This window comes from Chitinophaga sp. CC14, assembly GCF_048957795.1.
In the GTDB taxonomy this organism is placed as follows: Bacteria; Bacteroidota; Bacteroidia; order Chitinophagales; family Chitinophagaceae; genus Chitinophaga; species Chitinophaga ginsengisegetis.
This window is the reverse complement of record NZ_JARBFY010000003.1, coordinates 281,663-304,357: the sequence shown is the minus strand read 5'-3', so window position 1 is coordinate 304,357 and position 22,695 is coordinate 281,663. Positions and strand designations below refer to the sequence as shown.

Sequence of the window (22,695 nt, the reverse complement as noted above, 5' to 3'; positions counted from 1 at the left end):
TATTTATGGCCAAAGCACTTAAAATTAATCACGTAACGCTGATTGTAGATAACCTGGAAAAAGCAGGTCATTTCTATCAGCATGAATTAGGCCTGGAGCCGCTTGCCGCCTTCCGGTTTGATTACCCCGTTATGTTTTTCAAATTCAACGAAGAGCAGCAACTGCATATCTCTGAATGGGAGGACCATACTTCCTTCCGTGGGCATGTTTGTGTGCAGGTAGACGATTTCAGCAGTCTTTTTTTCCGTATGAAAGAACTCAATGTAATTGATATAAAACCCTGGGGAAAGGTGAGAAAACTGCCTGACGGCGCCATGCAGATGTTTGTGCGTGATCCTGCCGGCAACCTCGTGGAAATATCTTCCATACCAGGGGCGGAAGTAGACTCCCGGATACTTACCGATGAACTCTATGAAGAAGGGTTGTATGTTTCAAACAGAAATGACTTCAGAGGATACAGATCTGATGATGCCACTTTATATCACAAGAAATGAGAAAAAACGTATTGTTGCTTGAAACCATTGCAGATGAAGCATTCGCCTTTCTTCAGCAGCATGTGAATATATTCACAGGATACGATGAAGCCAGCTTAAACAACGTATTGAACAAGGAAGACATCCATGCCATCATTACAAGAGGGAAAGGCCTGATCAATAAACCGCTCATAGATGCTTTCCCGCATTTACAGGTGGTAGCCAGATGTGGCGTAGGATTGGACAATGTAGATGTAGCTGCAGCAACAGTAAGAAAGATCATGGTAATTAATGCACCGGGCAGTAATGCCGCAACTATTGCGGAGCATACCCTGAGCCTGATGCTGATGCTGATGCGCAACATGTATGAATCGGTTTCACAGGTGAAACAAAACAACTGGAACTGGCGCAATCAATATACAGGAGATGAGCTGAACGGGAAAACACTGGGCGTGTTGGGAATGGGCAATATAGGAAAACGTGTAGCCCGGATTGCAGAAGCTTTTGGGATGGAAGTGCTGTATTGGAGCAAATCTGTCCAGGACCTGCCTTATAAATATCTGCCGATGGAAGATGTATTACGGTATTCGGATGTAGTTAGTCTCCACCTTCCTTTTAATAACGAAACAGGTAAGATCATAGGAGAAGAGCAACTGCATTTAATGAAACCCGGTTCACTACTAATCAATACCGCAAGAGGCGCACTTATCGACCATCCGGCATTATTACAGGCATTAAATTCCGGGGTGATTTCGGGTTTTGCTGCAGATGTATTGCCTGATGAGCCACCCGTTGAGAGCCTCGGTATTGTACATCATCCGCGGGTAATCATTACGCCTCATACCGGCAGCCTTACATCGGCCACCTATCAGCAGATATGCCTGCTCACCATCAATAATGTAGTAGCAGCGCTTACTGGCAGGAACCCGGAACCTGGCAGCATATTTAACCGCAGTGCGTTGCACTGATAAGTAGCCGGGTTGAATCGCATAAAAACGGTCATCAATAATCTTTGTTCAAATGAAAAAAATTTGCGTTTGCTTATTGTTTATGGTAAGCACCAGTATTACATGCACCGGCTTGCTCTTTGCACAATCTTCCAAAGAGGTAAAAAAGCCACTGGTTGTTTTCGTGACCGGTGATCATGAGTACAGCAGCGAAGAAACCATGCCGTTAATTGCCGCCGCACTGGAGAAGGATTATGGCATGAAAACGATCGTTCTCAAATCATCTCCTGATTATAACAGCGAAGAAAATATTCCGGGTCTCGAGGCATTAAAACACGCAGACCTCGCAGTTTTCTTCCTGCGTTGGCGCAGGCTTCCTCCCGAACAACTTGCGTATATAGATGCTTATCTGAAATCGGGCAAGCCTGTAATGGGTTTCCGCACCACCACCCATGCATTCCATTTTCCGGAAGGCCATGCCAGTGAAAAGTGGAATGCTTTCGGAGAGTTTGCATTGAATGCACCTCCGGGATGGGGCGGCGCCGCCAAACATACCCACTATGGACACGAGAGCAGCACGGATGTACGCATCATACCTGAACAAGCCAACAATCCTATCCTCACGGGCGTTGCAACAAACTTCCATGTCCGCTCATGGCTGTACCGTGTTTTACCGGATTATCCGGTGAAAGGTTCTACCTGGTTGCTGATGGGAAAGGCGGTTAATCCCGATAAAGAAGCTATTGAAAACCCTGTTGCCTGGACCGGTACCAACGCTTTCGGCGGACGGGTTTTTATGACAACCCTGGGCCACCCTGAAGATTTCAGACAGGAACCCTTTCAGCGCCTCGTGATCAATGCCATTCATTATGAGCTGGGCCTCAAAGTTCCACGAAAATGGAAAGGCAAAATGAATATACAGGTACCCTACCGCATAGCGAAATAAGTACACCACGTTTCCTGATTCAGCTAAATTTATCTAAGATGCCCAGACTATTTAAAATCGGCATTTACGCGCCTTTTATTCCCATAGTGTTGGCGATAATGATACTACACGCCTGTAAATCCGAAGTAGCCGCTCCGCTTACTATTTCCGGGACCTCACATATATCCCTGATCGGTAACAACCTGGGATCGAGAATGATAAATTATGATAATTTTGAAACGGAGCTGTATCTCCGCTACCCGGAATATAAACTACACATCCGCAATATGTGCGATGGTGGCGAAACGCCCGGCTTCCGGCCACACGCCGGCAGGAATTCCCCCTGGGCATTTCCCGGTGCAGAGAAATTCCGTCCTGTGCTGGACAGCCAGGTTCAGACAATAGAAGGCCCGAGCGAAGGACACTTTGAAACGCCTGATCAATGGCTCACCAGGCTCAAAACAGATGTGATCATTGCCTTTTTCGGCTATAATGAATCATTTGATGGAAATGAAGGGCTGAATAATTATAAAGCCGAATTGGATGCCTTTATAAAATGGACGTTGAAGCAAAAATACAATGGCACCTCAGCACCGCAACTGGCCATTGTTTCACCCATTGCTTTCGAAAATCTTTCTGATAAATATGATCTCCCCGATGGCCGGAAAGAAAATGAAAACCTTGCTTTGTATACCCAGGCAATGAAGGAAGTAGCCGCCCGTAATAACGTATTATTTGTAGATGCATTCACCCCTTCCAAAAAATGGTACCAGGATACGAAGGAGCCTTTGACTATCGACGGTTCACAACTGAATGAAGAAGGTTATAAAAAGCTGGGACGTTTGCTGGCAGACCAGATCTTTGGAAATGTTGCCACCAGCACAGAAACCAACAGAAAGCTGGTACACGACGCTGTAATGGAAAAAAACTGGATGTGGCTCAACGACTATAAAATACCAAACGGAGTACATGTATTTGGTCGCCGGTATGATCCTTACGGACCTGATAATTATCCTGCGGAAATAGAAAAAATCCGTGAGATGACAGCGATCAGGGATACCGCAATCTGGTTGGCCGCTTCAAAAGGTGAGAAGATGGATATTACGGCTGCCGATAAAAATACCAAAGTACTCCCTCCCGTTAAAACCAACTATAACCCTGCTAAAAACGGGAGTCTCCGGTATCTCAGCGGGCAGGAAGCAACAGGCAAGCTGAAAGTACCACCGGGGTACAAGGTTGAGCTTTTTGCTTCAGAGGAACAGTTCCCTGACCTGGCCAAGCCAATGCAGATGTCATTTGATAATAAAGGCAGACTGTGGGTAGCGGTGATGCCGAGTTATCCTCACTATAAGCCCGGAGATGCCAAACCCAATGATAAAATAATTATTTTTGAAGATACCGACAATGATGGCAAAGCCGACAAGGAAACTGTATTCGCAGATAGCCTGCACCTGCCAATCGGCTTTGAGATAGCAGCAGAAGGAGTATATGTTGCCCAGGGGACCAATCTTAAATTATTAACAGATACAGATGGTGATGATAAAGCAGACAAAACAGAGATCCTGCTCAGTGGCTTTGACGATCATGATACACATCACAGCAGTCACGCATTTACAGTAGATCCTTCAGGAGCGATCTATTCAGGAGAAGGTGTCTTTCTTCATACACATATAGAAACTTCTTACGGAACTATTCGCGCATCCAACGGCGGCTTTTACCGGTACGACCCACGCCGCAGAAAACTGGAACGTACTGCGCAGCTTTCTATTCCAAACCCCTGGGGTATTGCATTCGACGACTGGGGACAGCCATTCTTTGCAGAAACATCCAGCCCGGATATGCGTTGGATGCTCCCCGGAACCGTATTGCCCAGGTATGGTCAGGCTACGCATAAATCCATCCAGCTGATAGAAGATAAACATAAAGTACGGCCAACATCCGGTCTTGAATTCGTGTCCAGCCGGCATTTCCCGGATGAAGTGCAGGGCGACTTCCTCATCAACAATACCATAGGATTCCTCGGAACAAAAGAACATACACTGCAGGACGATGGAACAGGCTATAAAAGTCATCACCGCATGGACCTGCTGGTAAGCGGAGATCCCAACTTCCGCCCGGTAGATCTGGAGTTTGCTCCCGATGGATCATTATATGTGATCGACTGGCATAATATTCTGATCGGGCACATGCAGCATAATGCACGCGATCCGTTGCGCGATCACTCGCACGGGAGAGTATACCGCATTACTTATCCGTCGAGACCACTGGTGAAACCCGCAAATATAGCTGGAGCACCAATAGAAGAACTCCTGGAGAACCTTAAATTACCGGAGTACAGAACCCGCTACAGAACCCGCCGTGAACTGAGAGGACGCGATGTTTCAACCGTACTTTCCAAACTGCAAACCTGGGTATCCCATCTGGATAAAAAAGATCCGCGGTATGAGCATCATTTGCTCGAAGGACTTTGGGTGAGCTGGGGAATGAATAAAGTGGATCAGCCTCTTTTAAAACAGGTATTAACAGCTAAAGATTATCATGCAAGAGCCGCAGCAGTACAGGTGTTGCGGTATACCGGGCACCAGGTGCCTGACCAGGCAGACCTGCTAATGCAGGCAGCAAGAGATGAAAACAGCCGCGTACGCCTGATGGCTATCGTAGCCGCCTCCTGGATCGGTAAGGAAAAAGGTCTTCCCATTTTAGCAGAAGCAAAGAAAATGCCGCTGGACGAATGGATGATCCATGCGTATGAAACCGCAGTGGCACATCTCAATGGCGAAAACGTGAAAAAGGGAAAAGAGAAAGGTACCAATACAAACCTGAAAGGCGCAGACCTCGCATTGTTTAACCAGGGAAAGAAAATTTATTCTATAGAAGGATACTGTAAAACCTGCCATCAGGCAGACGGTAAAGGGCTTCCTGATTCCGGCTTCCCTCCTCTTGCCGGCTCCAGGTGGGTAACAGGAAACGATGAACGGCTGATCAAGCTGGTGATGAAAGGGCTCTTAGGACCAATAGAGGTAAACAATAAAAAATATACCGGCCAGGTTCCCATGACGCCTTTTGGCGGGCTACTGAAGGATGATGAGATTGCCGCCGTGTTGACCTACGTCCGGAATTCGTTCGGAAACAAGGGAACGCCTGTTTCGCCGGAAAAAGTAAAACAAATAAGGAAAGCCATAGAAAGTAAAAAAGACTTCTATTCTTCCGAACAGTTGCTTAAAGAGCATCCTATGGAAAAGAAGTAACAAAAAAACGACTTGTTATTTCATCTTCCTGTTTTACGCTCTTCTGTTAATTTACTATATCACTTAGCGAAAATATCACAAGGAAGTTTCAGTTTGTATATTTAATATTGTTAGGATTTCTAACCAATATAAATAATTACCGTAGCCACATAGATATAACAAAAGCATTCAACCAAAAAACCACATTACTCAGATAGCATTCACTGTACAACGACCACATCAGCACTCACATTATAATACGTTATGATCAGCACAGGCAGCCATTTCCACTGCCCTGGCACATCTATCTGTCTGTTACTTAACAAATGTTTCTGGAATAATAGGATACTATCAAATTAACCTAATAACATTTTAACTATGAAACAATTTTCCACGGTGATTTTTAAAATGCCAGCATTGCGCCAAAAAATCATTTATGCCACCTTTGCCTTATTCATGGGAATAGTAATGCCCCTCCATGCAAAAAATCCGGCAACGCTTAATTATCCTTCACCATCGCTCAAGGATGTACGTGGTAAGGTGCTGGAAGAGAATGGTGTGGGCGTACCCGGCGTGAGCATCAAAGTAAAGAATGCCAATAAGGCAACAACAACCGATGGTGACGGGAACTTCAACATTAAGGGCGTTCCCGATGATGCAGTGCTGATCGTTTCTTATATCGGCTATATTACCCAGGAGGTCAGTGTTACTTCCGCGGATATGCTGATTAAACTTGTTCCGCAAATTAAAAAGATAGACGAAGTAGTGGTGGTAGGTTATGGAACAACTAAAAAATCAGATCTGACCGGGGCGGTTGGTACCGTTAAAGCTGAAACGCTGCAGGAACGCCCGTCATCCTCGTTAAACCAAAGCTTATCCGGCCGCGTATCCGGGGTGAATGTATCCTCAAATTCAGGGAGACCCGGTGGCAGAACCAATATCCGTATCCGTGGGTCCAGTTCCCTGAGCGTTTCCAATAACCCATTATATGTAATAGATGGTGTAATACTGAATCCTGTGGGTTTGAGGAATGGCAGTACGCCGATTGACTATATCAACCCCAACGATATTGCTTCCATCGAAGTACTGAAGGATGCTTCTTCCACAGCGATCTATGGAGCCAGGGGCGCCAATGGTGTGATCCTTGTTACCACCAAAAGAGGTACTTCTGCCGGAGGAAGGATCACCTATGATCCCGACTTCAGTATAGGTGTGTTGCCAAAGAAGCTGGAGCTGCTCAATGCAAAAGAATTTCTGGCAGTAGAAGACCTGGCTTATGCAAACGCTCAAAAATATGATCCCGTAGGATGGGCAACGGGAACAAAATACACCGACCCCAAAACCAAACGCACCAATCCAAAACTATTTGATTCACAGGGAAACCCTTTATACGATACAGATTGGCAGGATGAAGCATTCCAAAAAGCATTTACACAGAACCACCAACTTGGATTTACGGATGGTGACGAAAAAAGAAGCATAGGCGCTTTTTTAAACTACCGTAGCCAGGATGGACTGGCACGGGGCTCCTGGCAGGACCGGTATGCCGGTCGCGTGGTGTACGACAGCCAGATAAAAGACTGGTTAAAGATTGGCGGTACAATGAGCTATACGGATCAGCGGGAAAAACAGGTGGACCAACTTGATGGAGGCGGTATCACCATGATGCGCCAGGTATTGGAAGCGCTGCCTATTATCCCCGTAAGATATGCAGACGGATCGTGGGCCAGCAACAGGGATTATCCGGGCATGGAGGGCGGCGATAATCCACTAAGGGTAGCTGCCGACAGGATTTCCATTCTGCATACACAAACCCTTCTTGGCAATATGTATACAAACATTCACCTGGCGCCGGGGTTGGAATTGAGATCGACTATTGGCGTCAATATCATTAATCAACGGGAAGATTATTTTGCCGCAAAAGGAATGCAATACATTTCTGACAACGGAAATGCGTTCATTAATAATAACCGCTACAACTCCTGGCAGTTTGAGAACTACCTTACTTACAACAGGCAGTTTTCAAAAGTGCATGCTTTAAATGCTATGGCGGGAGTATCCTGGCAACATATTGACCGTTTTGAAAACCAGGCGAGTACAGAAGGCTTCACCGACTCGTACTACCAATACTACAATCTTGGTGCTGGCTCCAGTCCCCAGCCGCCATCTTCGGTAGGTACGGCGAATGGATTGAACTCTTACTTTGGCCGTGTCAATTATGGCTTCCGCAACAAATATTTAGTCACCTTTACCGGCCGCCTGGATGGATCTTCCAAATTCGGAACTGACAACCAGTTTGCATTCTTCCCTTCTGCCGCCCTTGCCTGGAGAGTAACGGAAGAAGATTTCATGAAGAGTATCGCCGCTATATCCAACTTAAAAATCCGTGCCAGCTATGGCGCCACAGGCAACTCTGAAATACCCGCCTACAGGGCACTTGCGGGCATGGGAAATTATAGTGTAATTTTCAACGGCGCACGCAATTCCGGCGTTGGTATTGACCGTATCGCCAATCCTGGTTTACAGTGGGAAAAAACAAAACAGGTCGACTTCGGACTTGAACTCGGTTTGTTCTCCAACAGGGTAAATCTCGAACTGGATCTATACCGCAGAAAAGTGGATGGCATGCTGTTGGATGCCCCATTACCATACACCAGCGGACGTGATAAAATTTTCTCCAACGTAGGAAGTATGGAAAACAAAGGGGTTGAATTTGGGATCAATACAACCAACATTAAAACCGATAACTTCTCCTGGAATACTACCTTCAATATCTCCATCAATAAAAACAAAGTACTTGCTTTAGCCAATGGCGATATATCCTCCGGTAACGGTATCATCAGGGTGGGCGAACCTGTCGGCTCTTTCTTCGGAAGGGTGCATCTTGGCACCTGGAGCAGCAAGGAAGCTGACGAGGCAAAGAAATACAATATGCTCCCTGGTGATGTAAAATATAAAGATATCAACAACGACGGTATCATAAATGATCTGGACCGGACCATCATCGGGAAAGGCATACCCGACGGGTATGGCACCTTTCTGAACACCTTTCAATATAAATCCTGGTCGCTGACAGTAGACCTGCAGTTTATGTATGGCAACGATGTATTAGACAGGAGCATACATTCTGCCGAAGACAGGCAAGGCATTGCCAATAGCTATAAAACTGTGCTCAACGCCTGGACGGAAACAAACCAAAATACGCCTATAGCTCAAATACGTCCTATCAATGCGTATTACACCACTAATAACGACAGCCATAAAGTAACAGACGGTTCGTTTATCCGTGGCCGTAATTTATTACTGGCATATACATTTCCATCCACAACAGTTTCTTCTTTAAAACTCAGTCGGCTGAGAGTATATGCTTCCGTGCAAAACTTCTTCCTGGTTACGAAGTACAAAGGATACGATCCTGAAGTTTCCAACTCCAGCTCTCCTTTTGATCAGGGCCTGACATTGTACGATTATCCAAAGCCACGGGTATTTATGCTGGGGCTTAACGTGGGGTTATAATACATAACAAACTTCAAACGAAAAACTATGAAAGCAACAATAATAAGATTCGGACTGCTGGTATTAACAACCGGTGCATTATGGATAACCGGTTGCCGGAAATTTTTAGATGAGACAGATCCCAGCAACTATACAGAGGATACTTATTTTACAAAACCCGAGCATGCCAGGAGTTCCGTAAACGCCATCTATGCCAGTTTACGGGATCCTATGGACGGTGGTTTCAACGGCGCACCCTGGACCATGACAGAATTTGCCACCGGGCAGGCCGCTACTGATCTTGGACAGGCCGTTAACAGCTACTTTATAAAAGACCTGCACAATACAGCCGATAACACTTATGGAGAGAATTACTGGAAAAATTATTACAAGGGCATCAGTAATGCGAATCTATCCATCGCAAAAATACCAGGCATTAACATGGATGCAGCAGAAGCCAAAAGCCTGTTAGGCGAGGCTCACTTTTTACGGGCCTGGTATTATTTCAACCTGGTGCAAATGTTTGGTAATATTCCCTTAATTACTGAGCCTGTTGATTTAAAGTCGGAACAGTTAAGGCCCATGCAGGCAGCCCCGGAAGATGTTTATAAATTAATTGTGGATGATTTAACAGCAGCAGAGAACGCCGGGTTACCCTGGAGAGATGCCAGTGGGAAAGTAAGTTTGGGCGCCGTAAAATCATTGCTGGCAAAAGTGTATCTCACGATGGCCGGCTACCCTTTACAAAAAGGAGCTCCCTACTTTGACCTGGCAGCAAAAAAAGCAGGGGAAGTATTGGATTCAAAACAGTTCAAGCTATTTGACACTTACGGTGATTTGCATAATCCGGCAAAGAAAAATATAGAAGAGAACATTTTTATGATCCAGTATAAAACACAGGTCATTCCCGGCCCCTGGCAGTCGCTCATTATTCCTTACAACAAGAATATCTCCGCCTATTCTGCTGAAACAGGAGGTATTTACGCAACGGGCGACTTTGTAAAATCGTATGATGCTGCAGACCTGCGCGCCAAAGAAGGTCAGTTCTTTTTTACCGAATTCACCAACCAGGACAACAGAAACCTGAAGGTAAACCTGGGCGGATATTTTATATACAAGCTTTTTGATGTGACGGCACAAACCACCACTGCCAACAGCGATCTTAACTGGTCGTTGATCCGTTACGCCGATATATTGCTGGTGTATGCCGAAGCAGCCAATGAAGTAAGCGGTCCGGCCGCAAAAGTGTATGACGCGGTTAACCAGGTACGTACAAGAGCAAAATTACCGGCACTGGCGGGGTTATCCAAAGATCAATTGCGGGAGTCCATCTGGCGGGAACGTTGGTATGAGCTGTGTTTTGAAAACGTTACCTGGTTCGATATGGTACGTCTTCGTAAAGCATTTAACGTAAGTACCAAAGGCTTTGATAATTATGTAGGTCATAAGTTTTCTTACGGGCCGGTTCTAACGGAAAGAGAACTTTTATTTCCGATACCAAGTACCGAGTTGAGAAATAACCCCAATCTGATACCTACAAAAGGATATTAGTTTGAAGGTGCAAATAGTTTGACTAATTTATATTTAAGGAACGGCCCGCAATACTTAAGAAAGTATTGCGGGCCGTTCCTTAAAACAACCTCGTTATTTCCCCTGAAACTTCCTCCAACAGCTCTGCCGATTTAACAATAAAATCTTACAGCATCCAACAATAAAATTCTAACTTAAATGCTCATTTGAAAACCTAACATTTAAATTTTAACCCATGAGAAAAGCAATCTTTCTAGGCTTTCTGCCCCTGCTGTTTTTATTACAGAGCTATGCAACCCCCACTTCCGGCAGAAACGATGAAATCGGCGGCACCCATTGCACTGGGAAATCCATTAACAGCGCGGCCAACAACAAAATCCTGACGGAATTTAATGTCCGGATTACACTGGCAGACATTTATGGTGCGCCGGTTACAGGCGGCACCGGTTTACGCGGTTACTGGGCAAAAAACGTAGCAACCGGCGTGTACTATTACCCGGGCGGACAGGAAGACGAAGATAAATTTGATAACCTGCCGGCTGGTACCTACACCTTTGGCGCATATCCGGGCAACTGGGAAGGAGCGGTTTCCTCAACCGTTACGCTCAGCAGTGATGCAGTTGGACCGGATGGTTATATTGTTGTAACATTAACTTATTGGGTGGAATAACCCAACGTAGAAGACAGGTTGTAAATCAAATGATTTACAACCTGTCTTTTTTTATGCCCTTCCCCAAAACAGAACCAGTAACCCCGCCCTTCAAAAAGTGACTTTTTGCAATTTTTTAATTGAAAAGTATCAATTAAACCGAATCGATCTTCCGGTAACTTTGCACCACTAATAGTGCTCCCGGAAGGCATTTTTCCGGTTAACCTTTCATTGCTAACCAACAACCTGTTCTTTCTAAAATAGTCAGCAATAAACATGGAAAATATTATATCCGGGCCAACGTGGTATGTGAGTGATGCAGCATTTGACTGGTTGTATCCTGAGAGAATACAACAATTATCCAAGCGGCACTGGACACCTATGGCGGTAGCGAGAAAATCGGCCAAATTCCTGGCTTCCGGAACCGGGAAAAGAATACTTGATATAGGAAGTGGTGTGGGTAAGTTTTGTCTTATCGGAGCACATCAATTCCCGGAAGCTACATTTCATGGTGTAGAGCAGCGAAAAGAATTATATCATTTTGCGCAGGCAGCCAGGGAACGGACCGCATCAGGGAATGTTGAATTTATCAACAGTAATTTTACACAGGTAGATTTTAACGACTTTGATCACTTTTACTTTTATAATGCGTTCTTTGAAAACCTGGTTGATGAGGGACAAATAGACCAGGATACCGAATATTCCACAAGCCTGTATAACTATTATACACGTTATATGTTCAAAGGACTGGACAACAAACCCAGTGGTACCAGGTTAGTGACGTTTCATAGCCTGGAAGACGAAATTCCTCCAAGTTACCAGCTGGTGGATGCTACAGTAGATTTTCTCTTAAAAATGTGGATAAAAAGATAACCGGAAGGCGATAAGGTTACGCAGGGTGTACCTGTGAAAATATTAACAGATGCTGCGTCATATAGGAAGAAAAAGAAACTACCGGCATAATTTACGGCTCGCCGTACTTTTATGCTTTACTGCCGGAGTAGTAAATGCGGCCGGTTTCTTTGCTTTTGCGGTACTAACCACCAATGTAACCGGCCATGCGGCATTACTGGCGCATAAGTTGGCAACGGGCGACTTCAGGTCTGCACGAATGGTTGGTTTATGGCTGGTACTTTTTCTTGCCGGAGCATTTTTCTCTAGCTTCTGTACCGGCAAAGCAGGACAGCACAAGAGATTTGGTTATGCAATACCTATCGTATGCGAAATCATTATCCTTGTGCTGGTAGGTAGCTTTGGATATACCTTTGATCAATCTATTATCAAAACAGAATACTTTGCCGGCAGCCTGTTATTTGCAATGGGAATGCAAAACGCCCTGGTATCCACAATTTCCGGGTATGTGGTTAGAACTACACACCTGACCGGGATGTTTACGGATCTTGGTATTGACCTGTACACATGGATATCCACTTCAGGCAAAAGCGTTGCAACTGTCAGGAAAAAAATTATCCTGCGGCTCGTTATCATCACTTTTTTCCTGACAGGTGGAATTGCGGGGGGATATATGTTCCTGAAATTTAAGTATGTTACCTTTTATTTACCGGCGGCGGTACTGGTTATTGCGATGTTCTACGACGCTTTCCGGGTGAGGTTATCCAAAATGGTACACCGGATAAGGATTCAGGATAAAAAAATAGTGACGCAACCAGCTGATAATTGATTGGCTGCATCTATTTATAGTTGGCTATCTTAATCAACTTACCAACATCTTTTATCATAATTTTCCTTCCTTTTGTTTCCAGTATATTATCTTCTTTGAATTCAGTTAATACTCTTACGATATTTTCCCTGGCGGTACCCACAAGGCTGGCCAGGTCTTCACGGCTTATGTTTATTTCTATCGACATTCCTTCTACATAATTCTCCTTATACTTTTCCCGGATAATGATTAATTGCAGTGCCAGTCTTTCTCTTACGGTCTTTTGGGCGAACATGGTCAGACTGTTTGCCAATACGGCAAACTCATGGCTTAAAGTTTTGAGTAGCCTGTTGTTTAGTAAGGGGGAATAGTCGAGTGCCTTGAGGAAATCTTCTTTGGGAATGAATGCGATGGTGCTCTCTTCTATAACGGCTGCAGAATCCGGATAACGGTCTTCCGATAAGATGGCATGATACCCGATCAGCTGCCCTGTATTAGCCAGGTAAATGATCTGCTCTTTACCGTCATTGTCAACTTTATATTTCTTGACCTTTCCTTTGGTGATATAAAATATGCCGGATGGAAATGATCCTTCCCGGAAAAGCACCTCATTCTTTTTGTATATCTGTTCACTTTTATGGGCTACCAGCACCTCATAAACATCCGGCGGCAGATCCGCAAGGATGGATTCACTCTTGAAATCCCATTTATCTATTGGAAATATACCCTTGATACTCATCGCATGCAAAATTAACATTTTTAAAATTGATAAAACTCACTTTTCAGGGTGATAAACTTCACCGCAACGCTATTGAATGATAGATACCTTTGGGGCTATGACTAAAGCAGGGAGATAAGATTATCTGCAAGTCAATATTTCAACTGTAAACCGTAGCATAATACATGTCACTTGCATCATCAACTTCATTACGTGGGCATTCAGATAAGTGGTTTGAATCAGACGCTAACTTTCATCATCTCTATCCCCTTTACATACAGGCACTGGCACAAAGGCACTGGACTCCCTTAAGGGTGGTTCAGAAGGCATCTAAATTCCTGGCTGCCACACCGGGTGCCAAAATACTGGACATTGGCAGCGGGCCTGGTAAATTTTGCCTGGGAGGCGCCTACTATAACCCGGATGCTTTCTTTTACGGCATTGAGCAACGCAGCGACCTGGTACGTTATGCTTTTATTGCGAAAGAAATGGTGGGGCTTAATAATGTTACCTGCATGTATGGTAATTTAACAGAGTTGGATTTCCGCCAGTATGATCATTTTTACTTCTTCAATTCCTTTTATGAAAATCTTCCCGGCACCTATAAAATAGATGATAAACTTACTTATTCAAGGTCTTTGTATAATCAATATAACAGGTACCTGTATACCCAGCTTGAAAGAATGCCGGCGGGTACAAGGCTTGCCACCTACCACGGCGCCGAAGCAGAGGCACCACATGGATATCATATTGTGGGCACGGATATAGATCATCTGTTAAAATTCTGGATTAAATTATAATTGACCGGGGGGCGAAAAGATATTTTACTGGTATAAAATATCTGAACGCCGTGATAAAATGTATCACAGCGCTCAGATGATGGTTGGTTAAATGACATGCCCGCTACGGGGAGCATTATTAAACAAGTGGAATTTAAGACAACACGCGCTCCTTTTGCTTCCGCGTTTCAGCTTCAGGATCATGGCCCACATAGAAGGTCAGGTATAGCGTCCGGGACAATCGCATTAATAAGGGCATTGAAAGCGTTAATATAATCCCGTTAACGATCAGCCAATGAAAGATGCTGTCATCTCTCCAGGTTATACCAAAAATCAGCCAATACCATATTAAGTTAAACACGGAGAACATTACAGCCAGCACATAGCTAACGTATCCGGTTCCATACCAGAATCCTATTTCCAGTTCTGTCCGCTGGCCACACACGGGGCAGTTACCGTGCATATCCAGGACTCTTTTTAGTTGGTAAGGATTATCATTTTTAAACAATTTCCCTTTTCTGCAACGGGGACATTTATTCTTTAAAATGCCGGCAATAAAATTGGATTTCTTCATCACAATATTTTCTTCTGGTCCGGAGTGACCTGCTTAACGGATGTATCTCTGATGCAGATAAGTGCAAAACGGTAGCAACTCCATTGTTCGCTGCTACATTCAAGCGGCGGGATTCCTTCCAATGCTGCCTCTAATTTGTTGAGGCATCGTTGTACTATAAATCCATTCTTCTTCTTCTCCCTCATATTATTGACAGATACCTGGATAACATCTTTCACTTCTGCATTATTTTTTGCTACCCTTATTTGTTCAATTATTGTGGTTACATATTTATCTATTGTCATGTTCCTGCGTATTATTTTTTATATCATTTCTTCATCCACATTTTCAGTAAAAAATCTTCAGAGGCATCTATCAGCCGGTACCCCGGAGGCACTTCGTCTTCGAGGCTGTGAAAGGTTACCAGCCTCGTTCCTGCAGGTTTATTATCCAGTTCCCTGTACAAATAGCGGGAATAGTATTGATAGAGACTGGTGGAATAATCAATCTGCTGATCTATTCTATTCCTGGTGTCTAAATTTTCAAAGAAGGCATTGTAAAAGTAGAAGTGATCATAATCTGCCAGGTTAACCTGTGTGAAGTTGCCATTGATAAATTCTGAATTAATTGTTTTCGTGTATTCTTTTGCTGCCAGTGCATAATGATGTAATTCACTCCTTTGTTCCACGCCATAAAAAAATGATCCGGGATAATAATGAGCGCCGATAAGCGCAAATTTTCCAACACCACTTCCTATATCGAGGATCTTTCCATTTCCTTCAGATGCCAGGAAAGCAGCGGCGCTTTTGGCGATTCCCACGGGAGTCCAATGCCGTTTCGACATTTGCTGAATCCTTTCCGGGAACAGCCAATCGAAAGATGCATCTGTCAGATACCAGGCCGGTTTCATCAGCGTGTTTTCCATTACTGATTAGCAACTTTGGAGCGTATTAATTTCTGATAGTTTTCGGGAGAAAGAAGTGACTCCTGGTTGTAGAATTTCAGCGGAGTAACGAAAAAAATCCAGCCGTTGTCCTGCGGGCTTTCCAATACAAGATTCAGATTTCCTGAAAGTTTTTGATTCCTGCCAAGATATTTGCAGCCGACCGGTGCATGTACAGGAATAATCTGATCGGCGGTGTGGATTTCAGCAATAATGGTTCCTTTTTCAATAATACCTTTGGGGTTACGCCATATTATATTAACTATATTCTTAATTCCTTTCAATCTATGTGCAGAAACACCTACAAAACCAACACTACCATTTAAATCAATCCACTCATGATTGTCTGTGAAATTAATCCTCGGACGGGAAATAGTTGATATTTTCATATTGCAAAGGTACCTTTGATGGTATTCGGTTTCATTGATACTTTTCAATTAAAAAACTGCAAAAAATCACTTTTTCGCCCAGTGGGTCATTTCTATGAGTTTAGAAGGTCTGTTTCCCATCTATAAATGGAATTTTAAATCTCAATCCATCCTGGGTAATCTGCCTGAAGATGAATATGCAGCGCTCCATACCCATATGCAGGAACAGCGTTATGGGAAAGGGGAAATAATATTCAGACAGGGAGCTGTTGCTTCCGGTATTTTCTTTATAAAAAAAGGGAAGGTTAAAAAGTACCAGGTGGACCAGAATGGCCGGGAGCAGATTATATACGTTGCCAATGCAGGCGAATTAATCGGGTATCATGCTATTTTAGCGGATGAGCGTTATCCGGACTCCGCTGCTACCATAGAGGAAAGTATCATAGCCTTCATTCCCAAAGAAGATTTTATGGCTATTATGGAAAGGTCCAGCGTACTGCCGCGCAGATTACTCAAAATCCTCAGTCATGAATTCACAGTACTGGCAAACAGTATTTCTGTATTTGCGCAGCGCTCTGTTAAAGAAAGACTGGCGATCACATTAATTGTATTACGCGAAAAGTTTAAAGAAGAAACAGCAGCCGGGGAAGATATTATGATCAATATTTCCCGCAGCGACCTTGCCAATATGGTAGGTACCGGTAAGGAGAATATTGTCAGGTTTTTGACTGAATTTAAGTCGGCCGGCATTTTAACCTCACACAGCAAAAAAATCTGCATCAAAGATATCAGGCAACTTATAAAGGTATCCGGATGCGGTAATGTGTAACCGCTTCAACTCCTGGTTCATTCAATCCCACCCTCTTTTCTGCACAGAACATTCCCTGCTTCCTTTTTGTTAAATAGGCACTGAACTTCTTACCCTTCAATCATTCGCTATGCAAAATGCCAATCCCAAACAGGATCAGTGGCCTGTGCTCACTTACAACGACTGGAAAGATACGTTAGCTACCGTGCACCTGTGGACACAGATAGTGGGAAAGATCCGTCTCCGGAAAATGCCGTGGTTAAATCACTCGTGGCATGTAACGCTGTATGTAAGTCCGGATGGCCTCAGCACCGGAAGCGTGCCATACCAGCATGGCATCTTCCAGATCGACTTTAACTTCATGCAGCATCAGCTGATTATCATTACCAGCACCGGTAAAAGAGAGACGCTGGAACTGCGCCCCAGAACAGTGGCCGACTTCTATAATGCGTTATTTGAAAAGCTGGAGGCGCTGGATATTGACGTAACTATTTACACAGTACCCAGCGAAATTGCTGACGCCATTCCGTTTGAGAAAGATGAAGTGCATCAGTCGTACGACCGGCAAAAAATGGAAGACTTCTGGCAGGCACTGGTGAAGATCCACAATATCTTCACCCGTTTCAGAACACGCTTCACCGGCAAATGCAGCCCGGTCCACTTCTTCTGGGGCGCCTTTGACCTGGCGGTAACCCGGTTCTCCGGAAGGGATGCGCCTCCTCACCAGGGAGAAGCGCCTAATATGCCAGCGGCAGTAATGCGGGAAGCTTACTCCAAAGAAGTGAGTTCCTGCGGATTCTGGCCGGGCAGTGAACAGTACCCGCATGCCGTTTTTTATGCTTACTGCTACCCTGTTCCTCCTGCCTTCAGCGAACAAGCCGTTCAACCCGCCGGCGCCTTTTACAGCCAGGAGATGGGAGAATTTATGCTGCCTTATGAACTGGTACAACAGGCCGCAAATCCGGAGGAAACGTTGTTGGCGTTCATGCAATCGACCTATGAAGCGGCGGCCAACACAGGGCATTGGGACCGTGCAGCACTGGAGTGTGACCTTTCCCGTTTGGAAGTTGCGTATGGGTGCTTCAAATAGATTTTAGTATTTTTTTTGCAAAAATATTTGGTAGAATGTTTTAGCTGCTTATCTTTGCAACCCCTGACACAATATCAGTTGCCCAGATGGCGAAATTGGTAGACGCACTGTGTTCAGGTCGCAGCGCCTGCAAGGGTGTGCTGGTTCGAATCCAGTTCTGGGCACTAAAGTGGACAAATCGAAATTCATCTCGGTTTGTCCATTTTTATTTTCGGCAAAACCCGTTTCCAGCGTATATATTAGCTTAACGGCTTTTTTAAGTCGGGCGAAAAGCAAGAAGGAGAACAATCCCCGATTGGCTTAATCTTATGTGTCGAAAGCAGACGAGAACAAGTTGAGCTGTTGGAAATGCACAAGGATGGGATCATGGTAGCTGAATATTGGACAAAACTACTTCCTAAAAAAGAACTGGAGAAAAAAATACATCATCTCTTCATTGAAGCTGAGGAAAGAATTGAGCGTAAGAAGGCGCTGGAGTAATACTTCGAATGCGGAGCATGAGGAAATTGACCATTGGGGTTTTACCAAAACATAGCTGGCAACCAGGCGATTGCCAGCTAATAACACTCTCTTTTCATCAGCAGATAAAATTAGATACCCTTTTTACGCCGGTGAAAAGAATAATAATTCACTGGATCTATTAGCTGAACTTGTGCTGCATGCTATCCATGAGTAGCTTAAATAGCTGAATACGATGCCGCACCTTATTTACCAGATCTAAGCTGTTTTATATGCTGTTCTGCATTCTTGTTTTGAGGATCCAGTTTCAGGGACTGTTCGTAGTTTTTAAGAGCGGATACATTATTGCCCAGTTCTTCATAGATCTCGCCCAGGCTATCAAATGCATTAGCGCTTGTGGGGTATAAATAAACATTCAGTTTAAATATTTCCAGCGCATCAGCGATTCTCTTTTGTGGGATCAGTTTATATCCCCAGCCATTTATTTCTTTTTCCGTTATTGTAAAGCCAGCATTTGCTTTCTTCAGTTTCTTTACTTCTTCTATGGCATTTTTATATCCCACCTTATCTAAGGTAATTTTTAATGCTCTCAGGGATGCGGAAAGGCCGAAACCATTCGCTTCTTTCATATCCGGGATAAACAATCCGGCGAGTTCATCAATGAATACATCCGGTGTCCCGCCTGAGAGATTTGTAAGCACAATAATGGAAAGGTCATCATTGGGATATACAAATACAGCCGAACGATTGCCACCAACAGGCGCCAGGGCCGGATGATCTGTTCTTTTAACAACAGGCCAGCCTGCAGCATAACCATTAAGTAAGCTGCTAAAGCCACTTGTTTCGCCATTATTCAGTACTGCAGGTGTCCAAAGTGCCCGAAGGCTTGCTGGTTGTGTTAATAACTGCATACTTTGTAAGGCAATGACCCAATCCGCCAGTTCTTTTGCTGTTGAACTCATTCCGGCAGCCGTTTGCAAAAAAGGAGGAAACGAAAAGAACATATTCCTGAGTTGGCCTTTTTGATATTGGTAACTACAAGCTGCATGGGCAATAATGTTTTTGGTAGCACCAAAACCAGATTGTGTAGTTTTCAACATCCCTACTTTTTCCAACTGTTGTTTGGTAATAAACTCCTGGAAAGATATACCGCTTAATTTATCGATAATGCGGCCGAGTAGTAAATAATTGGTTTGGTTATAACTAAATTTCTCTCCAGCCTTAAATTCATTTGGCATTCGAAGTATCTTATTCCAGGCTTCCTCCGGATCATCGGCTATTAAAACGGATTCCTCTTCATTTACAATATCCGGGATTCCCGAAATATGCGACAGGAGTTGCTGAACCGTTATTAGCTTCCATGTGTCAGGTATGTCAGTGAGATATTCAGAAATGGGTACATCCAATTTTAATTTTCCGGCTTCCACTAATTGAACAACTGCAACACCTGTAAATGCCTTGGTGATTGAATTAATAGTAAAAACAGTTTTGTCGCTTACCGGAATGGAGTCCTGCAGATTTGCCAGTCCATAATTGCCCGTTTTAATAATTTTTCCATGTCTTACAATCGCCAGTTGTAACCCGGGAATTCTGCGCTTCTGCATCTGGTTTTGGATAAAAAAATCAATGCTGTCTGCTTGTCCAAAAACACTAATGTTACAAGAGAAAATCAGCAATGCGATAAACCCAGTCTTCAAGATGCCAGTCATGTTGGATGAATTTCCCGCAAAGAAAGCATTTTTCCACCACGCTTACAAGCAAACAGGGATAGTTGTTTTAGGACGAGTCAAATCAATCAAACTCGCTCACAACCGGATAAAATCGTTAACAGTAGGGAAAACTTAGCCTCCATTTGCCTGAATGTTTGCAGTACGCCCCTCCTCGGGCCAGGCGAAACCCACTCCTCCATGTAGATATCTTTCCGTTTCCAAATAAAAAGTATTCACTCCCTGGATCCCGACTCCTGCATAATAAAAGAATTTATCAACGTGTTCCTGATATTCACCAAACTCACGATACTCTGCGTGTAAAGTAAGTAATTCCGCCATTTCCTCATTGTGTATGCGGAAGGCCTCTTTGCAGGCATCCTCCAGCGAAAGATTATATTGTTGCTGCAATACAAAGACCAGGTTAAAAACTTCTGTTCCCTTCGCCATTTCTTTTGGCAGGGAATGAATGTCGTTTTGCCATGCAATAACCAGGGTCATATGAGATATGATCTTTTGAACGACAATGTGCTCAAAGATATGTTCTGGCAGCACAAGCCCCGATTCAATTTCACCAAAGATCAGATATGGGCGCATAAGAACGGAATACTCACGAATGGTTTTGAAAAGAGTGAGCGACGGTGGGCGCTGGGTTATTTTATAAGGATACTCCAATTCAATCCCATATCTGACGGATTGATAGAAGTAGTAAATAAAGCGTTCCACCCATATTTCAGGCATCAAAGCACGGAATTCATCCCTGATCAATGCCATATGTTGATAGATTGCGTTTTCTTCTGGTCTTGGTTGATCGCCCTTTAGAATGGCTGTACAACGATTCCGTAGCTGTTGGATTTCCTCAAGAGACGAATGTTCCACCTGATCGTCGAAAGCCACATATTGGAGCATAAACCTATTGCAGGGAATACTTTGCTCATAGGTTAAGTCCGGCCACATACGCGCAGTGCAGATATGCAGCTTCATTCTCTTGTATTTTTCCCGTTGTTTTTCAGTCAAAAAAGTGTAGTCATTATCAATCCAGCCATCCATATCTTTCCCCATCTGTTCTGCATGTGGACTGATAAGGTCCGGCCAGGGATAATAGCCACATGGCAGGTAATCTTTTGAATTAAACTCTTCTGGTTTCATCTTGTTTGAAGTTTGAGTTTTGTAGATTGTAAAATGTATAACGGTAACAGGTTTATTCCATTTCAATATCTACCTTACACCTGGTTGAATTTTTCTCTTAGCTCCGCAGCATTGGGGAAAGCAGTTCCATTGTACCGGTCCAGCTTAGTAGATACATTTTTCCAGCCGCTGAGCACCATGCTCATATAGTGCACCCAGTTAACCACGGCATCCTGCCATATCCCAAAGTCGGGTAAGGACGCCTGCAAGGTGACAAATTCTTTCAGGTCTTCATTATGCAGACGCAGGTCTTCGAGGCACGCTTCTTCCAGGGAGATTCCGTACTCATGCTGGATCACCTTTACGATGTTATAATAAATACTGCCGGTTGCTTCGTCTTTATTCACCGATTGCACCTCGTTAAAATAGGTTACCAGGTGGCAGGCAAGTGCCTGCAGGCGCCGGATCACCGGATGCTGGTGTATTTCGGGTGGTAAGATTATTTCTGTTTCGACTTCTGTTAATTGCAGGAAGGGGTAGAGACAAATGGAATCTTCCCGCAGGGCAATACATTCTGCCACGGTAGGGAAGGTCTTATTCCTTTTGTAGGTCAGCTCCATTTTCAGGCCGGCAAAATACCGGCTGATCATTTCCGAAAAACGAATGATCGATTCCTGCGGGATAAACTGCAATAGTTCCTGACGTAACGATTCGAGCATATTACCCAGAGGTATTTCTGCTTCAGCAGCTCCTATCTCACCGTTCAGTACAGCCACTGTTCTATCGTGTACATACCCGATATCCTCAGGAGTCCCTTCTTCATACAGATCGTCGTTGTACAAGGTCCAGAGCATGAGCCTGCATATGGGTTTCAGCCGTTCAAACGAAGCCGTAGGGAACCAATGAGAGGCGATGTGGGCCGTTTTAGTTTTCTTGTACTTTTTCCGGAGGTCCGGATTTTGCTCATACAGCCATAAGTATTCCCCGTCTATCCACTGCGTTTCTGTAATTTCCTGCAACTGGTCCGCATAGGGGTTTTTAAGGGCCGGGAACGGATAATTGAATTTAGTGCGAAGCAGTTCAAGTGTGTTCATGGATGAGTAGTTAATTGAATGGATGAAATAGAAATAGAATCTGGTCAGGGGTTAAAGCCCTTATCGTCATAGTCTTTTATGAAATTATTATAGACTATTGCAGTAGAGCCGCAGTGATGTTACAGATAGACTGATCCTGGAAT

General features: G+C 44.2%; 20 protein-coding genes and 1 tRNA gene. 13 read left to right on the top strand and 8 right to left on the bottom strand.

The window, feature by feature from the left end:
• Positions 1–5: 5 nt before the first annotated feature.
• The 9 genes from PV783_RS11195 to PV783_RS11155 all read left to right on the top strand — a co-directional run bounded on the left by PV783_RS11195 (position 6) and on the right by PV783_RS11155 (position 12,927).
• Positions 6–494, top strand: coding sequence for a VOC family protein (locus PV783_RS11195; RefSeq protein WP_420988015.1), 489 nt, complete (start codon positions 6–8; stop codon positions 492–494).
• Positions 491–1,441: a 2-hydroxyacid dehydrogenase gene (locus PV783_RS11190; RefSeq protein WP_420988014.1), complete on the top strand. Its 951-nt coding sequence runs from the start codon at positions 491–493 to the stop codon at positions 1,439–1,441. Before PV783_RS11195 ends, PV783_RS11190 begins: the two co-directional genes overlap by 4 nt.
• A gap of 52 nt (positions 1,442–1,493) precedes the next feature.
• Positions 1,494–2,366 carry a ThuA domain-containing protein gene (locus tag PV783_RS11185; protein WP_420988013.1) on the top strand — a complete coding sequence of 291 codons (873 nt, stop codon included), beginning with the start codon at positions 1,494–1,496 and terminating at the stop codon, positions 2,364–2,366.
• Between the two features lie 38 nt (positions 2,367–2,404).
• Positions 2,405–5,593 carry a PVC-type heme-binding CxxCH protein gene (locus PV783_RS11180; protein ID WP_420988012.1) on the top strand — a complete coding sequence of 1,063 codons (3,189 nt, stop codon included), beginning with the start codon at positions 2,405–2,407 and terminating at the stop codon, positions 5,591–5,593.
• A gap of 357 nt (positions 5,594–5,950) precedes the next feature.
• Entirely contained in the window at positions 5,951–9,088 is a 3,138-nt protein-coding gene (locus PV783_RS11175) for a SusC/RagA family TonB-linked outer membrane protein (RefSeq protein WP_420988011.1), read from the top strand.
• 27 nt (positions 9,089–9,115) lie between these two features.
• Positions 9,116–10,618 (top strand): RagB/SusD family nutrient uptake outer membrane protein, encoded by a 1,503-nt coding sequence (locus PV783_RS11170; protein ID WP_420988010.1) that lies wholly within the window; start codon positions 9,116–9,118, stop codon positions 10,616–10,618.
• Between the two features lie 214 nt (positions 10,619–10,832).
• Positions 10,833–11,267, top strand: coding sequence for a hypothetical protein (locus PV783_RS11165; protein ID WP_420988009.1), 435 nt, complete (start codon positions 10,833–10,835; stop codon positions 11,265–11,267).
• Between the two features lie 255 nt (positions 11,268–11,522).
• The gene (locus PV783_RS11160; RefSeq protein WP_420988008.1) at positions 11,523–12,119 is read left to right on the top strand and encodes a methyltransferase domain-containing protein; all 597 of its coding nucleotides are present in this window, start codon (positions 11,523–11,525) and stop codon (positions 12,117–12,119) included.
• Between the two features lie 49 nt (positions 12,120–12,168).
• Complete coding sequence (locus tag PV783_RS11155) at positions 12,169–12,927, top strand: YoaK family protein (RefSeq protein WP_336386511.1); 759 nt, start codon at positions 12,169–12,171, stop codon at positions 12,925–12,927.
• 10 nt (positions 12,928–12,937) lie between these two features.
• On the opposite strand, the gene PV783_RS11150 is transcribed toward PV783_RS11155, so the two are convergent.
• Complete coding sequence (locus PV783_RS11150) at positions 12,938–13,645, bottom strand: Crp/Fnr family transcriptional regulator (protein ID WP_420988007.1); 708 nt, start codon at positions 13,643–13,645, stop codon at positions 12,938–12,940.
• A 164-nt stretch (positions 13,646–13,809) separates the two neighbouring features.
• Between PV783_RS11150 and PV783_RS11145 the strand changes: the two genes are divergently transcribed.
• Positions 13,810–14,424 (top strand): methyltransferase domain-containing protein, encoded by a 615-nt coding sequence (locus PV783_RS11145; protein WP_420988006.1) that lies wholly within the window; start codon positions 13,810–13,812, stop codon positions 14,422–14,424.
• Between the two features lie 133 nt (positions 14,425–14,557).
• Here PV783_RS11145 and PV783_RS11140 read toward each other — a convergent pair whose 3' ends face one another.
• From PV783_RS11140 to PV783_RS11125, 4 genes are all read right to left on the bottom strand, one after another.
• The gene (locus PV783_RS11140) at positions 14,558–14,866 is read right to left on the bottom strand and encodes a hypothetical protein (RefSeq protein ID WP_111580531.1); all 309 of its coding nucleotides are present in this window, start codon (positions 14,864–14,866) and stop codon (positions 14,558–14,560) included.
• 110 nt (positions 14,867–14,976) lie between these two features.
• Positions 14,977–15,261: a hypothetical protein gene (locus PV783_RS11135; RefSeq protein WP_420988005.1), complete on the bottom strand. Its 285-nt coding sequence runs from the start codon at positions 15,259–15,261 to the stop codon at positions 14,977–14,979.
• Positions 15,262–15,284: 23 nt separating this feature from the next.
• Positions 15,285–15,881 (bottom strand): methyltransferase, encoded by a 597-nt coding sequence (locus PV783_RS11130; protein WP_420988004.1) that lies wholly within the window; start codon positions 15,879–15,881, stop codon positions 15,285–15,287.
• Positions 15,881–16,288 carry a hypothetical protein gene (locus PV783_RS11125; protein WP_420988003.1) on the bottom strand — a complete coding sequence of 136 codons (408 nt, stop codon included), beginning with the start codon at positions 16,286–16,288 and terminating at the stop codon, positions 15,881–15,883. The genes PV783_RS11130 and PV783_RS11125 overlap by 1 nt, the downstream gene beginning before the upstream one ends.
• Before the next feature lie 94 nt (positions 16,289–16,382).
• On the opposite strand from PV783_RS11125, the gene PV783_RS11120 reads away from it, so the two are divergent.
• The 3 genes from PV783_RS11120 to PV783_RS11110 all read left to right on the top strand — a co-directional run bounded on the left by PV783_RS11120 (position 16,383) and on the right by PV783_RS11110 (position 18,329).
• Positions 16,383–17,096 carry a Crp/Fnr family transcriptional regulator gene (locus tag PV783_RS11120; RefSeq protein WP_420988002.1) on the top strand — a complete coding sequence of 238 codons (714 nt, stop codon included), beginning with the start codon at positions 16,383–16,385 and terminating at the stop codon, positions 17,094–17,096.
• A 109-nt stretch (positions 17,097–17,205) separates the two neighbouring features.
• The gene (locus tag PV783_RS11115) at positions 17,206–18,165 is read left to right on the top strand and encodes a DUF5996 family protein (RefSeq protein ID WP_420988001.1); all 960 of its coding nucleotides are present in this window, start codon (positions 17,206–17,208) and stop codon (positions 18,163–18,165) included.
• A gap of 80 nt (positions 18,166–18,245) precedes the next feature.
• Positions 18,246–18,329 (top strand) — tRNA-Leu (locus tag PV783_RS11110).
• A 540-nt stretch (positions 18,330–18,869) separates the two neighbouring features.
• On the opposite strand, the gene PV783_RS11105 is transcribed toward PV783_RS11110, so the two are convergent.
• The 3 genes from PV783_RS11105 to PV783_RS11095 all read right to left on the bottom strand — a co-directional run bounded on the left by PV783_RS11105 (position 18,870) and on the right by PV783_RS11095 (position 22,552).
• Positions 18,870–20,333, bottom strand: a complete 1,464-nt coding sequence (locus tag PV783_RS11105; RefSeq protein ID WP_420988000.1) for a serine hydrolase — start codon at positions 20,331–20,333, stop codon at positions 18,870–18,872.
• A 132-nt stretch (positions 20,334–20,465) separates the two neighbouring features.
• Positions 20,466–21,479, bottom strand: coding sequence for a terpene synthase family protein (locus PV783_RS11100; protein ID WP_420987999.1), 1,014 nt, complete (start codon positions 21,477–21,479; stop codon positions 20,466–20,468).
• A gap of 74 nt (positions 21,480–21,553) precedes the next feature.
• Positions 21,554–22,552 carry a terpene synthase family protein gene (locus PV783_RS11095; protein WP_420987998.1) on the bottom strand — a complete coding sequence of 333 codons (999 nt, stop codon included), beginning with the start codon at positions 22,550–22,552 and terminating at the stop codon, positions 21,554–21,556.
• Between the last annotated feature and the right edge of the window lie 143 nt (positions 22,553–22,695).

What these genes read in the sequence shown, in the direction of transcription:
- PV783_RS11195 (WP_420988015.1), top strand. Translation starts at nt 6, where the DNA reads ATGGCCAAAGCACTTAAAATTAATCACGTAACGCTGATTGTAGATAAC.
- PV783_RS11190 (WP_420988014.1), top strand. Translation starts at nt 491, where the DNA reads ATGAGAAAAAACGTATTGTTGCTTGAAACCATTGCAGATGAAGCATTC.
- PV783_RS11185 (WP_420988013.1), top strand. Translation starts at nt 1,494, where the DNA reads ATGAAAAAAATTTGCGTTTGCTTATTGTTTATGGTAAGCACCAGTATT.
- PV783_RS11180 (WP_420988012.1), top strand. Translation starts at nt 2,405, where the DNA reads ATGCCCAGACTATTTAAAATCGGCATTTACGCGCCTTTTATTCCCATA.
- PV783_RS11175 (WP_420988011.1), top strand. Translation starts at nt 5,951, where the DNA reads ATGAAACAATTTTCCACGGTGATTTTTAAAATGCCAGCATTGCGCCAA.
- PV783_RS11170 (WP_420988010.1), top strand. Translation starts at nt 9,116, where the DNA reads ATGAAAGCAACAATAATAAGATTCGGACTGCTGGTATTAACAACCGGT.
- PV783_RS11165 (WP_420988009.1), top strand. Translation starts at nt 10,833, where the DNA reads ATGAGAAAAGCAATCTTTCTAGGCTTTCTGCCCCTGCTGTTTTTATTA.
- PV783_RS11160 (WP_420988008.1), top strand. Translation starts at nt 11,523, where the DNA reads ATGGAAAATATTATATCCGGGCCAACGTGGTATGTGAGTGATGCAGCA.
- PV783_RS11155 (WP_336386511.1), top strand. Translation starts at nt 12,169, where the DNA reads ATGCTGCGTCATATAGGAAGAAAAAGAAACTACCGGCATAATTTACGG.
- PV783_RS11150 (WP_420988007.1), bottom strand. Translation starts at nt 13,645, where the DNA reads ATGAGTATCAAGGGTATATTTCCAATAGATAAATGGGATTTCAAGAGT.
- PV783_RS11145 (WP_420988006.1), top strand. Translation starts at nt 13,810, where the DNA reads ATGTCACTTGCATCATCAACTTCATTACGTGGGCATTCAGATAAGTGG.
- PV783_RS11140 (WP_111580531.1), bottom strand. Translation starts at nt 14,866, where the DNA reads ATGCACGGTAACTGCCCCGTGTGTGGCCAGCGGACAGAACTGGAAATA.
- PV783_RS11135 (WP_420988005.1), bottom strand. Translation starts at nt 15,261, where the DNA reads ATGACAATAGATAAATATGTAACCACAATAATTGAACAAATAAGGGTA.
- PV783_RS11130 (WP_420988004.1), bottom strand. Translation starts at nt 15,881, where the DNA reads ATGGAAAACACGCTGATGAAACCGGCCTGGTATCTGACAGATGCATCT.
- PV783_RS11125 (WP_420988003.1), bottom strand. Translation starts at nt 16,288, where the DNA reads ATGAAAATATCAACTATTTCCCGTCCGAGGATTAATTTCACAGACAAT.
- PV783_RS11120 (WP_420988002.1), top strand. Translation starts at nt 16,383, where the DNA reads ATGAGTTTAGAAGGTCTGTTTCCCATCTATAAATGGAATTTTAAATCT.
- PV783_RS11115 (WP_420988001.1), top strand. Translation starts at nt 17,206, where the DNA reads ATGCAAAATGCCAATCCCAAACAGGATCAGTGGCCTGTGCTCACTTAC.
- PV783_RS11105 (WP_420988000.1), bottom strand. Translation starts at nt 20,333, where the DNA reads ATGACTGGCATCTTGAAGACTGGGTTTATCGCATTGCTGATTTTCTCT.
- PV783_RS11100 (WP_420987999.1), bottom strand. Translation starts at nt 21,479, where the DNA reads ATGAAACCAGAAGAGTTTAATTCAAAAGATTACCTGCCATGTGGCTAT.
- PV783_RS11095 (WP_420987998.1), bottom strand. Translation starts at nt 22,552, where the DNA reads ATGAACACACTTGAACTGCTTCGCACTAAATTCAATTATCCGTTCCCG.